We start from the raw sequence: 10,132 nt of genomic DNA, 5'->3' as shown, positions 1-10,132 counted from the left end.
GGTCCTACGCCCGGCCGCCGTGGTGCACGTGCGCCAGGACCTGCCGGAGCAGGGCGGCGACGTGCGCGTCGTGGAGCTCGTAGACCACGCTGCGCCCGTCGCGCCGACCGGACCTGCGGGCCGTCATCGGCCGCGGGGTCGTCGCCGAGTTCGAGGGGGACACGGTCCACATCGGCAGCCTCGCCTACGCCGACGGCCTCGCGGGACCGCCCGTCCCGCCCGCGCTGCGCGACCGTACGGAGGAACTCGCGCGCACCGGCCGCACCACCGTGCTGGTCCGCCGGGGCGAACGCCGGCTCGGCACCCTGGGCCTGATGGACGCGCCGCGCCCCGAAGCCGCCGGAACCGTGGCGGCCCTGCGCGCACTCGGGGTGGAGCGCACCGTGATGCTGTCCGGCGACGGCCAGCGGGTGGCCGACGCGGTGGGCCGCGCGATCGGCATGGACGAGGTCCGGGGCGGCCTGCTGCCCGAGGACAAGGTCGCCGAGGTGGCCCGGCTGCGCCGCACGGCCCGTACCGCGATGATCGGCGACGGCGTGAACGACGCACCCGCCATGGCCGGCGCCACCGTCGGCGTGGCGGGCCTCGGGATCGGCCCGGCGGTCCTGGTCCACGAGGGCTCCACCCTCGTGGTCGTCTCCGACGCGCTGCGCCTGCTGCGCCACCGGGACTGACGGGCGCGGTCCGGCGGTCTAGCGGGGCAGGTCGTAGGTGAAGGCGTAGTCCACCGAGGTCTCGCCGTGGCGGTGGACGAAGGAGCCGGAGCCGGTGAGCCCGGCCAGGTCGGCCGTCGCCGATCCGGGAACCACCTCGAACGCGCAGCGGGTGGTCCCGGTGGCGTCGAAGGTGCCCCGCTCCTCCAGGACGAAGCTGCCCTTGCGGCCGCCGACGGTACCGGTGACCAGCTCCATGCCGGCGAAGGCGCCCGTGTTCTCCCCGGTATAGGCGATCGTGTACGCGCACGCCGTCTCCGGGGCGGTGACGACGCCCGTGAAGGCGTTCGTGACCACCGCGCGGGCCAGCCGGGGGAAGGGGGCGTCGGCGGTGCCGACCGGGTGCTCCTCCCAGTTCTTGAACGTGAAGCCGCCGGCGGGGGTGGTGGAGGCGGGTGTGGGTGTGGACATGGGAGCTCCTGGTTCGGGGTGGTCGGTGCGGGCAGGTGCGGGCCGGTGCGGTCGGTCGGCCCGTCCGCGCCCGGCGGCCCGCCGGTACCTCGACAGCCTGGCCGGTGTACCTGACATCTCCTGTCAGGTATGCCTGACAATGGCGGCATGCGCGCAGACCGGCTCCTCTCCCTCCTCCTGCTGCTCCAGAACCGCGGCCGGATGACCGCCCCCGAACTCGCCGCCGAGCTGGAGGTCTCCGTCCGGACCGTCTACCGCGACATCGAGCACCTCGGGGCCTCGGGAGTGCCCGTCCGGGCGGACCGCGGGCCGGCGGGCGGATTCCGCCTCATGGACGGCTACCGCACCCGACTCACCGGCATGACGGACGCGCAGGCGGGCTCCCTGTTCCTGGCCGGCGCCCCCGGTCCGGCCCGGGACCTCGGGCTCGGCGCCGACCTCGCCGCCGCCCAGCTGAAGCTCCAGGCCGCCCTCCCCGCCGAACTCGCGGGCCGGGCCCGGCAGATCCAGCAGCGCTTCCACCTCGACGCCCCCGCGTGGTTCCGCGACGCCGACCCGGTGCCGCACCTCGGGGCGATCGCCCGGGCGGTGTGGGACCAGCGGATCCTGCGCGCGCACTACCGCCGCTGGGACGGCGAGGTCCAGCGCGACCTGTGGCCGCTCGGCCTCGTCCTCAAGGGTGGCATCTGGTACCTCGTGGCACGGGCCGCCTCCGGTGCCGAGGTCGCCGCCGAGGGTCCCGCCGCCGAGGGTGCCCGGAGTGCCGTGCGGACCTACCGGGTGGGGCGGTTCCTCGCCGTCGACACCCTGCCGGGGCAGTTCGAGCGGCCCGCCGGCTTCGAACTCGCCGCGTACTGGGAGGAGTCCGCCCGCCGGATGGAGGCGGCCGCGCTCCGCCAGACCGCCCTCGTCCGGCTCTCCCCGCGCGCCCGCCGCCTGCTGCCGATGTGGTTCGGCGCGGCCGGTGTCCGCGCCCTCGCCGCCGCCGGACCGCCCGACGCGGACGGCTGGGTACGGGCCGAACTCGACGTCGAGTCCGAGTCCATCGCCGTCGGCGACCTGCTCCGCCTCGGTGCGGAGGCCGAGGTGCTCGCCCCGCCGGAACTGCGCCGGGCCCTCGCGCGGTCGGTCGCCGAACTCGCCGAACGCTACGGCGGGGAGGCCGCCGGCGATCGGGTCGCGCCGGCCCCGGCCGCGCGGTGATGATCCACGGCCTGACGGTGCGGAAGGGAGTACCGCGCCCGGGGCCTTGAGCCCCGACAGCCGGACCGCCCTCGACGGGCGTGTCGTTGGTGCGGTCGATTCCGCCATAGTGCGGACGCCGCGCACTAAGTGACGCTATGTTGCACACGCGTAGGTGCTCCCAGCGACGAAAGGTCCACTGCCATGCCTCGCCTCAACCTCGTCCAACTGACCCTGATCGCCGCCCAGAACATCCAGACCGCCGACGACGTCCGTCGTGACCCGGCCGTCATCAAGGCGGCCAAGCAGTTCGCGGAGGACAGCCTCCAGACCTTCCGCTCCGGCAGTGCGCTGGCACGTGAGGCCCGGTCCTCCTGGCGTCGCCACAGCCCGCTGACCAAGGGGACCGGAACCGGTGAGTGATTTCAGCGCGGAGGCGATGGGCCTGGTGATCCGCGAACACCGCCAGGCCCAGGGACCCTTGATGACCCAGGAGGAGTTGGCCGAGCGGGCCGACTACGGGAAGGGCGGCGCGGTCTCGATCTCCCGGATCGAGCGCGGGCTCGTGAGCCCCGGGGAGCACCGGCTGGCCGCCCTCGCCCTCGCCCTCCAACTGACACCCGCGCAACTCAAGCAGGAGGCGGAGGACCGGACCAGGTCCCTCACCCGCGAGCGGGGCCAGCGGCCGGTGAAGTTGCGCGACCAGGTCGCGGACACGAAGAGACGTCATGCCGAGATCAACGAGAAGGCGGCCCAGCGGTCGAAGATCACCCAAGAACACGGGGAAGCCTTCAACCGCGTCCATGACGTCGTCCGCGACGAGTTCTTCATGAGGTTCGTGGAGCTGGCCAAGGGCATCAGCGGGGCGCCCGAGCCGGAGGGGCCGGGTGAGGAGGAGGCGGAGAGCGCGGAGGAGACCCCTACGGCGATACGCGTCGAGGCCATGTCCGCCGGGATCGCCAACGCGATCCGCGGTGCCGCCGCCGGAGGTGCGGCCGGGGCGGCGGCCGGCGGAGCCGCGGCCTACGGTGCTTTCACCGCGGCCGCGCTGTTCGGGAGCGCCTCCACGGGAGCGGCCATCTCGTCCCTGGCGGGCGTCGCCGCGACCAACGCGACGCTGGCCCTCCTCGGAGGAGGCACGCTGGCCGCGGGCGGTGCGGGCATGGCGGGGGGAATCCTCCTGCTCACCGGCATGGTCGCCGCCCCGGCGGCGGCGCTGGCGGCCGCCGGCTTCTACGTCTTGAGGAAGCGCCGGACCAAGAAGGAGGAGGAACGCCTCCGAGCCGAGGTCGAGGCCGCGGAGGCGGCTCTGGACCAGTCGCAGAAGGGCTTCGACACGATGGTCGACGTACTGTCGCGCGCCACGGACATCATGGAGTACGTCGAAGTCCACGGCACCCACGCCCTCGAGAAATGGAGGGCGAGTCTGCCGCCGGAGCCCCGGGACTGGGAATCGCTCGGGCGCGAGGGGCGGGAACGGTACAAGGAGTTCCTCACCGTGGGGGGATGCTTCCTCGCCGCGAGCATCATCAACGTCCCTGCCCTCCTCACGGCAGGGCCCGATGAGGTGCGCGAGATGGACAAGGCCATCGACGAGACGTTGCGGTACGCGGACAAGACCATCAGGTCGATCGTCTGAGTCCCGAAGCCGTTGCCGCGCCCGGCACGCCCCGGGCCCGGGTCCGGCACGGCGTCCCTGCCGGGCGAGCCGGTCAGTCCTTGAAGTAGTCGGTGAGGACGCAGCCCTTCACCAGGGCCGGTTCCTTGCGGTAGCCGCTCGGAGGGCTGAAGTCGGCGTGGCAGTTGAGGACCATCAGGCCGGTGTGCGGAGCGACCATGGCGATCATGACGTCCGCGTCTTCGGACCCGGTGGCGAAGTCCTGGCCGATGACGGGTCCGGTGTCGCGGTTTCCGCTCCCCTTCTCCTTGTCGACCTCCGCCTTGTAGGCGGTCTGGAAGGCCTTGGCATCCTTGATCATGAAGATGCTGGTCCTGCCCCGGCTGTCGCAGTAGCCGCGCTCGGTGACGGAGTAGGACTTGTCGTACTCGGCGTCGGGGTCCGCCTTGGAGCCGTTGTAGCTGTCGAGCAGGGGTCTGACCTGTTTGCAGTCGGTGTACATGCCGACGATGCGGGCGGCGCCGGCCATGTTGCCGGCCTTGGGCAGGCCCTTGAAGCCGGTCCCCTTCGAAGAGGCGGATCCGTTGGACCCGTTGGGTGCGCCGATGCCGCCGAGACTCGGGTTGCCGGTGCCGCCTCCGTCGTCGCAAGCGGTGAGCGTGAGCAGAGCAGCGACGGCTGCCGACGATGCCAGCAGTGATTTCATGCGCATGTGACCGTGTCTCCGTAAATGACCTTGAACGGCGGCGACTCTAGAGCGACCGCCATGTTCACGGCAAATCAGGCGTCCAACTCGTAGGACGTGGGCCGCCGTTCACGGAAGTTCAGGTTGCGCGTACCTTGGCCGCCGCGCCGGGGCGGGCAACGCCCTCCACCTCGACGCAGATGCCGAAGACGCGGTCGCGGCTCGTCCAGCCGTTGACGTGGCCCCGGTTGTTGCCGATCTGGACCCGGTGGCGCGGGGCGTCCACCGCCGTCACCAGGTGGAGGTACACCGTGCCGGACACCCGGGCCAGGACGATGTCACCGGGCTCCACCAGGGCGGGTTCGGCCGGGGCGACGCGGACCCGCTGGCGGCTGCGGACGAGCGGGACCATCGAGGTGCCCGTGGGCCGGAACTCCACCGTCGCGCCGGCGCGGACGCGGTCCGCCTGTACGTCGAGCATTCCCATCGGGCGAGTGTGCCTCGGTACCGCCGTGCAGGGGTACCGGTTTTCGGCCGCCGGGTCAGGGGGTCGGTCAGGGGGCCGGGTCAGGGGGTCGGCGCTTCCACCTCCAGGAACCGGCGGCGGCGCGGACCCCGGTACAACAGGCAGACCCAGCCGAGCGGTTCGAGCGCCGCCGCACAGGCGGTCAGGCGTTCCTGTTCCTCCTCGGCGGCGCCGCTGCCCGGCGGGCCGAGCCAGGTGACCTCCACCCGGCCGGCTCCGGAGGCGGCCGGGCCCACCCGGTAGCCGGTCCGCGTGCGCGGGGCCGACTGGTCCTGCGCGGCCAGAGGATCCTGCGCGGCCAGAGGGTCCTGCGGGTCCTGTGCCGACGGGGGGATGCCGGCCGCCTCCAGTGCGAGGGCCACCGCGCGCGGCATCAGGCGCAGCTCCCAGGGCGCGGGAACCCCGGCCCCCGCCGGTCCGTTGACCAGGCGGCGGATCTGCACCATGCCCTCGTAGGCGGTACGGAGCTCCGCCGCCCGTCCCGCCGCGGGTGGCGCCGGGCCGTCCCCGCTCGCCGGCTCGAACCCCTGCCCGGGTGTCGTCACTGGCCGCCGCCCTTCATCCGTCCGACTCCGCGTCTGAGTACCTCACACCCAACGGCCTGAGTATCCGCCCCGATTCCCCGGACGGCCCCCGCTGATCGAATGGGGGCTTCGGAGGCGTGTGCGGTCAGCTGGGCTGGGGGTGGCCGAAGAGGAGGTCGTAGCCCGGGGGCAGCTGGAGCAGGACCTCGCGGATGAGGACATCGCCCGCGGCGGTGGCCGCGGTGGACAGGACCGCGCCGATGTCCCACAGGGCCGTCTTCTCGGAGGCTCCCTCGATCCAGGCCGCGGCCGCCCGTACGAAGCGCTCAGGCGAGAGGGGTTCGGCGGCCTGCAGGGGGTTGAGGAGGATCAGGGCGTAGGTCTCGGGCAGCCGGGCCGCGAGCTCGGCCCGCACGCTGCCGACCAGATGAGCGCCCAGCAGAGCCAGGACGACGCGAGCGACTCGGTCTGCTTCTTCCGTTGTTTCGTACTCGCCGCGTTCCTGGACGTGGGCCAGGAACGACTCCCTGCGCATCGACATCACGGCACCTCCGAGAAGGCGTGAAGGGGCGAAAAAGGGGGTGCGGAGGGCGGGGTGCCGGAGGGGGATCGGCTCTTCCCGCCCTCCGCTGCCGGCTGGTGCGGGCGGGCTCAGCCGGAGATCTGCTTGCGGCCGGACTCGCCGCCGATGCTGATCTTGCGGGGCTTGGCGCGCTCGGCGATCGGGATCCGCAGGGTCAGGACACCCGCGTCGCAATCGGCCTGGATGCGCTCGGTGTCCAGGGTGTCGGCCAGGACGATCTGGCGGGAGAAGACACCCAGGGGCCGCTCGGAGAGCTCCACCTTCACGGAGTCGGCCTTCGCGACCGGGCGGCGCTCCGCCTTCACGGTCAGCATGTTCCGCTCCACGTCGATGTCGATCGCCTCGGTGCTCACGCCGGGGAGGTCGAAGGCGATCACGTACTCGTCGCCCTCACGGTAGGCGTCCATCGGCATGACCGACGGCTTCGACCACGTACCCGAACTACCCGACAGCTGCTGGACGATCCGGTCCATCTCGCGGAACGGGTCAGTGCGCATCAACATCGCGAAACACCTCCAGTTGGTTCAGGCAGAAACTGCCAATGCGCTTCAACGTGCATCCGTTGTAACATGTCATCGAAACGATGACAAGCAGGATGTCACCTGGAGGGTGACAGAGCCGTGGAGAGTGCCCATGAACGAGTACGCCGAGTCGCTCTCACCCCTCTCACCCCTCCCCTTCGTGGCCGCCGCCGCGGCCCTGGAAGCCATCAACCAGGCCGTACGAGGCGCCCAGGATCCGCGCGCGGGCACGCCCAGGGACCGGCTGGAGCCCGCATCGGACACCGGCCCGGACTCGGCGCTGGCCGCGCTGGTCATGCTGCGCGAAATCCGCGAGGAGCTCGCCGGCTGGGAGAGCGGACTGATCGAAACCGCCCGCGAACACGGTGCGAGCTGGGCCGACCTCGCAAACCCCCTCGGGGTCGCCAGCCGTCAGGCCGCCGAACGCCGCTACCTGCGCCTGCGCCCCGGCACCGCCGGGAGCACCGGCGACCAGCGCGTCCAGGCCACCCGCGACACCCGCGCCGCCGACCGCACCGTCACCGCCTGGGCCCGCGAGAACGCCGCCGACCTGCGCCGCCTCGCCGGCCAGATCACCTCCCTCAGCGGCCTCCCCGCCGACGCCGAGAGCGCGGTCGGCGACCTGAACCGGGCCCTCGCCGACAACGACGCCTCACACCTCGTCCGCCCACTGGCCGACACCCGGCCCCACCTGCGGCCCCAAGACGCCGAACTCGCCGAACGCATCGACACCCTGACCCGACACACCGACCAGCTCCGCCAGGACACCCACGACCAGCGCAACACCTGACCCTCACCCTCCCGTACGCATTCGGGTCATCGTCCCAGCGTCCACTGAAGCGGTCGGTCGACCGGACGAGTCGCCCGATCAGGCTGCGGCTGTGGTGCGCGCCAGTTCGCTCACCACATCGGTCAGGTGCCCTCTCCGTAGATGGGCGGCGCGCTGCCGCGCGGCTCCGCCGCCGGAGCGCCGCAGCCGGTCGAACAGCTCGGCCGCGAGGTCCAGGTCCCCGGACGCAGCCAGCCCGGGAGCCGCGCGTTCCAGCAGTCGCTCCGCCAGCAGCAGGGCCGGTACGTGCTCTCCGCGCACGGGATCGAGGCCCTCGCCGGTCAGCCCGCGGTGGGCTGCCAGGGCGTGGGCTCGACTCGCCCTGCCACCCCCGCTCCGTCGGCTCCTGGAGCTCAGCGGAGTGGCGGCGACGCTTCGCACCACGGCGGACGTGGAAGCGGCGCGACGGGCCCGAGGCCGTCGCGCCGCTCCGTGACGGCACCCTCTACTGCTCGGGCAGGGGCGTGCGCAGTGCACTTCGTCCGTGGTCCCAGGCTTCGCGGATGTGGCTCGCGAGCCGGTCTTCGAGCAGGGCGGTTGCCGCGCATCCGAACGCGATGTCCTCTTCGAGGTCCGGTTCGTCGGCGAGGAGGCCACCGATGACTTCGTGGCGTACGACCTGTTCGTGGACGGCGTCGGCCTCGACGTGCTCGGCGTAGAAGTGCTCGGCGGCGGGGCCCGCGCCGCAGCGCCGCATGGCCTTGGCCAGGCGGCGGGAGCCGGGTGAGGAGGTGACCTCGACGCAGGCGAAGTGGCCGACGAGCGCTCCGCGCAGGGCCCGGTGCAGGCCGAAGAGGGACATCAGGTTCACGGTGGCGAGCAGCGGCGCCGGGCCTTGCTCGAGGTAGCGGCCGTAGGCGGGATCCAGGTCGAGGTCGGCCATGAGGTCGGCGAAGAGCCGTGCGTGAATGCGGTCGGCGTGGCCGGCGCCGAACTCGTCGTACTCGATGGCCACCATCGCGGCCTTGGCCCGCCCGGTGAGCCGCGGGATCACCCACGCGTGCGGGTCGGCCTCCTTGAGGTGGTAGAGGGAACGCAGGGCCGCGTATTCGCGCAACTGCCAGAGCTCGCCGTCGGTTTCGAGGTGGTGGCTGAGGCTGTCGGAGAGGTCCACGGGCTCGACGAGGAGCGGGGCGAAGGCTTCCTCGACGGACCGGGGCGCGTCGGACAGCTCGGTGCGCAGGGCGTGCAGGAAGCGGTCTTCCATGGCCTGGCGCAGGCGCAGCAGGTCCGGGTCCCATTCGCGTGCGTCCTCCACCTCCGCGAAGCCGCGGTAGTGCAGTTCGTACAGCACGTAGAGGGCGAGCTGGAGGTCTTCGCCCCACGGGTCGGCCTTGAGCACGTCGCCGGGGGCGTACACCGGCGGGGTTCCCGTCCGCAGGGCCCGGGTGACGGCGTCGGAGAGTTCGCCCCGCCCTTCGACGAGCCGGGGGCCGCGGGCGGTCACGGTGCTGGTCGGGCTCGGAGGACGGGTCATTCCGGGTTCCTGTTCTCGGGCGGTGGCGCGGCTCGTTCGCGGCGCCGGTGGCTGGTGTCGCACCACGGGTACGTACGGCTGCGGCGGCACGTGCAGAGGGCGACCATGAACCGGTCGGACCGGGCTACCGTCCCGTCGTCCAGGACGAACTCGACCGGGCCCTCCACCAGGACCGGGCCTCCGGGCTCCAAGGCCACCCGCCGGGCATCCGCTGCGCCGGGGACCGGGCACGGCCTGGGATCAGGGTCGTTGGGCACGGATGACCACCAGCTCCTCCCATTCGTCGGCTTCCGCCGCGAGGCCCTGCTGTTCCAGCCAGGATCGCCGCGACCGCAGGACGGGGCCCCAGGGTACGGATGCCGTCGCCGTGACCTCAGGGTCCAGCCCTGCCCCCGCCAGCCGATCGAGGGTCTCTCCGGCACCGCACAACCCCGAGTGCACCATGAGCAGGATTCCGCCGGGCCGCAGCAGTGTCGAGGCGTCCGCGCAGATCCGGTCGATGACCGCCCGCCCGTCGAGTCCGGCGTCCCAGGCCCGTTCCGGGCCGTGCGAGGGCGGTCGACTGTCCGGGGCGGGGACGTACGGGGGGTTCGAGAAGACGAGGTCGAAGCGTCGTCCCGTGGTGCGTGCTTCGAAATCCCCGTGCAGGACGCGCAGGGGAAGGCGGTGGATCCAGGCGTTCAGTCGCGCTGTGGCCACCGCGGGCCAGGACACGTCGACCGCCGTGACCTGGGCGCCCCTGGTCGCGGCGTGCAGGGCCAGGGCGCCGGTGCCCGTACCGATCTCGAGGACCTGGGTATGCGGCCCGACGTCCTCGTGCGTGAGGGCCGCGGCGAGGAGCCGGGTGTCCGCCTGGGGCTGGTACACGCCTGGCAGGGCCACCAGGCCGCCGGGCAGCGAGGCCGAGGAGAGAGCAGTACTGGGCACCCGTACCTCCGATTTCGCTGTAGGTCGCCGAGCGAGTCACAGCGATTGATGAGGTATTGCGCCTGCCCCGTCCCGGTCGCCCCATCCGAAGGCGCGTCGATCTTCGGAGGATCAGACCAAAAATGGACCGCCGTTC

At 72.5% G+C, this 10,132-nt stretch carries 16 protein-coding genes; 5 read left to right on the top strand and 11 right to left on the bottom strand.

The window, feature by feature from the left end; genetic code table 11:
• Window positions 1–4 precede the first annotated feature (4 nt).
• Window positions 5–163 (bottom strand): hypothetical protein, encoded by a 159-nt coding sequence (locus DRB96_RS23170; protein ID WP_204357800.1) that lies wholly within the window; start codon window positions 161–163, stop codon window positions 5–7.
• Between DRB96_RS23170 and DRB96_RS23165 the strand changes: the two genes are divergently transcribed.
• A complete protein-coding gene (locus DRB96_RS23165) occupies window positions 90–674 on the top strand; it encodes an HAD-IC family P-type ATPase (RefSeq protein WP_343234703.1) in 585 nt (194 codons plus the stop codon). The genes DRB96_RS23170 and DRB96_RS23165 overlap by 74 nt on opposite strands.
• Before the next feature lie 18 nt (window positions 675–692).
• On the opposite strand, the gene DRB96_RS23160 is transcribed toward DRB96_RS23165, so the two are convergent.
• Window positions 693–1,124 (bottom strand): DUF3224 domain-containing protein, encoded by a 432-nt coding sequence (locus DRB96_RS23160; RefSeq protein WP_112450188.1) that lies wholly within the window; start codon window positions 1,122–1,124, stop codon window positions 693–695.
• Window positions 1,125–1,271: 147 nt separating this feature from the next.
• Here DRB96_RS23160 and DRB96_RS23155 point away from each other — a divergent pair, with 147 nt between their 5' ends.
• The 3 genes from DRB96_RS23155 (at window position 1,272) to DRB96_RS23145 (ending at window position 3,945) form a co-directional block, all read left to right on the top strand.
• Window positions 1,272–2,327 carry a WYL domain-containing protein gene (locus tag DRB96_RS23155; protein WP_112450187.1) on the top strand — a complete coding sequence of 352 codons (1,056 nt, stop codon included), beginning with the start codon at window positions 1,272–1,274 and terminating at the stop codon, window positions 2,325–2,327.
• A 183-nt stretch (window positions 2,328–2,510) separates the two neighbouring features.
• Window positions 2,511–2,729 (top strand): hypothetical protein, encoded by a 219-nt coding sequence (locus tag DRB96_RS23150; RefSeq protein ID WP_112450186.1) that lies wholly within the window; start codon window positions 2,511–2,513, stop codon window positions 2,727–2,729.
• The gene (locus DRB96_RS23145) at window positions 2,722–3,945 is read left to right on the top strand and encodes a helix-turn-helix transcriptional regulator (RefSeq protein WP_204357799.1); all 1,224 of its coding nucleotides are present in this window, start codon (window positions 2,722–2,724) and stop codon (window positions 3,943–3,945) included. The genes DRB96_RS23150 and DRB96_RS23145 overlap by 8 nt, the downstream gene beginning before the upstream one ends.
• Window positions 3,946–4,018: 73 nt before the next feature.
• Here the strand turns inward: DRB96_RS23145 and DRB96_RS23140 are convergent, their stop codons facing one another.
• From DRB96_RS23140 to DRB96_RS23120, 5 genes are all read right to left on the bottom strand, one after another.
• On the bottom strand, window positions 4,019–4,636 hold the full coding sequence (locus DRB96_RS23140; protein ID WP_112450185.1) for a hypothetical protein: 618 nt from the start codon (window positions 4,634–4,636) through the stop codon (window positions 4,019–4,021).
• A gap of 112 nt (window positions 4,637–4,748) precedes the next feature.
• Complete coding sequence (locus tag DRB96_RS23135) at window positions 4,749–5,096, bottom strand: S26 family signal peptidase (RefSeq protein WP_112450184.1); 348 nt, start codon at window positions 5,094–5,096, stop codon at window positions 4,749–4,751.
• 80 nt (window positions 5,097–5,176) lie between these two features.
• Window positions 5,177–5,680 (bottom strand): hypothetical protein, encoded by a 504-nt coding sequence (locus DRB96_RS23130; RefSeq protein ID WP_112450183.1) that lies wholly within the window; start codon window positions 5,678–5,680, stop codon window positions 5,177–5,179.
• Between the two features lie 124 nt (window positions 5,681–5,804).
• The gene (locus DRB96_RS23125; protein WP_112450182.1) at window positions 5,805–6,200 is read right to left on the bottom strand and encodes a DUF2267 domain-containing protein; all 396 of its coding nucleotides are present in this window, start codon (window positions 6,198–6,200) and stop codon (window positions 5,805–5,807) included.
• A 110-nt stretch (window positions 6,201–6,310) separates the two neighbouring features.
• Window positions 6,311–6,745 carry an Hsp20/alpha crystallin family protein gene (locus DRB96_RS23120; RefSeq protein ID WP_112450181.1) on the bottom strand — a complete coding sequence of 145 codons (435 nt, stop codon included), beginning with the start codon at window positions 6,743–6,745 and terminating at the stop codon, window positions 6,311–6,313.
• A 130-nt stretch (window positions 6,746–6,875) separates the two neighbouring features.
• Here DRB96_RS23120 and DRB96_RS23115 point away from each other — a divergent pair, with 130 nt between their 5' ends.
• Window positions 6,876–7,553, top strand: coding sequence for an HSP18 transcriptional regulator (locus DRB96_RS23115; RefSeq protein WP_112450180.1), 678 nt, complete (start codon window positions 6,876–6,878; stop codon window positions 7,551–7,553).
• Between the two features lie 78 nt (window positions 7,554–7,631).
• Here the strand turns inward: DRB96_RS23115 and DRB96_RS23110 are convergent, their stop codons facing one another.
• The 4 genes from DRB96_RS23110 to DRB96_RS23095 form a co-directional block, all read right to left on the bottom strand.
• Window positions 7,632–7,853: a hypothetical protein gene (locus DRB96_RS23110; protein ID WP_112450179.1), complete on the bottom strand. Its 222-nt coding sequence runs from the start codon at window positions 7,851–7,853 to the stop codon at window positions 7,632–7,634.
• A 184-nt stretch (window positions 7,854–8,037) separates the two neighbouring features.
• The gene (locus tag DRB96_RS23105) at window positions 8,038–9,069 is read right to left on the bottom strand and encodes an iron-containing redox enzyme family protein (protein ID WP_112450178.1); all 1,032 of its coding nucleotides are present in this window, start codon (window positions 9,067–9,069) and stop codon (window positions 8,038–8,040) included.
• On the bottom strand, window positions 9,066–9,326 hold the full coding sequence (locus DRB96_RS23100; protein ID WP_239516293.1) for a CDGSH iron-sulfur domain-containing protein: 261 nt from the start codon (window positions 9,324–9,326) through the stop codon (window positions 9,066–9,068). The genes DRB96_RS23105 and DRB96_RS23100 overlap by 4 nt, the downstream gene beginning before the upstream one ends.
• Window positions 9,310–9,996 (bottom strand): HemK2/MTQ2 family protein methyltransferase, encoded by a 687-nt coding sequence (locus DRB96_RS23095; protein WP_239516292.1) that lies wholly within the window; start codon window positions 9,994–9,996, stop codon window positions 9,310–9,312. The genes DRB96_RS23100 and DRB96_RS23095 overlap by 17 nt, the downstream gene beginning before the upstream one ends.
• Between the last annotated feature and the right edge of the window lie 136 nt (window positions 9,997–10,132).

Source organism: Streptomyces sp. ICC1 (assembly GCF_003287935.1).
Lineage (GTDB): Bacteria > Actinomycetota > Actinomycetes > Streptomycetales > Streptomycetaceae > Streptomyces > Streptomyces tritrimontium.
Note: the sequence above shows the minus strand (reverse complement) of the source record. Positions and strands in the feature narration are given on the sequence as shown.